Source organism: Altererythrobacter sp., assembly GCF_050299635.1.
Taxonomy (GTDB): domain Bacteria; phylum Pseudomonadota; class Alphaproteobacteria; order Sphingomonadales; family Sphingomonadaceae; genus Erythrobacter.
The window spans coordinates 1-687 of record NZ_JBNKWF010000068.1 but is presented as its reverse complement, the minus strand read 5'-3'; the positions used below and the strand labels follow the sequence as shown (position 1 = coordinate 687).

The window sequence follows — 687 nt, the reverse complement described above, 5'->3', positions numbered from 1 at the left end:
GTCAGCGTTCGCTCGCCACTACTTGCGGAGTCTCGGTTGATGTCCTTTCCTCCGGGTACTGAGATGTTTCAGTTCTCCGGGTTCGCCTCATATCGCTATGTATTCACGATACGATCACCCTATTGGGTGGGGTTGCCCCATTCAGAAATCTACGGGTCAAAGCCTGCTCTCGGCTCACCGTAGCTTATCGCAGAGTGCCACGTCTTTCATCGCCTCTTAACGCCAAGGCATCCACCAGATGCCCTTCTTATGCTTGAGAGATCCCTCAGCTAACTGTGCTGCGTCTTGCGCAGGGGTAAAACCCTGCCAAACGCATACAGATAGTTATCGCGATCACGTTCTTTCGTTGCGAAAAATCACAACGGAAAGATCCGTTCTCATATATTCCCTATTCACAATGTCAAATATCTCTTCTCCAGCCGAAACTGGAAACCGTAAGCTCCCAAACCTCTTCGTGCTTTCTGAATATCTCCGATATTCAGTGCACGCCGCCGCCGGCCAACCCGGCGTGCAGTGTTTAAAACAACTGCACTGCCTTATGGCAGACTTGACTACTTCATCACCTTCTCATCCGTTCCCACCATTTCATGGCTCGCCTGCGCGGTTATTCTAACCGGCGCTAGCGCGCTTTTAAAAACTGGTGGAGGTGAACGGGATCGAACCGATGACCTCCTGCTTGCAAAGCAG

Annotated in this window: 1 rRNA gene; it reads right to left on the bottom strand. The window is 51.4% G+C overall.

Going from position 1 to position 687, the window contains the following annotated elements:
• A 23S ribosomal RNA gene (locus ACQY6C_RS14850) occupies positions 1-258 on the bottom strand; the annotation flags it as partial.
• Positions 259-687 lie beyond the last annotated feature (429 nt).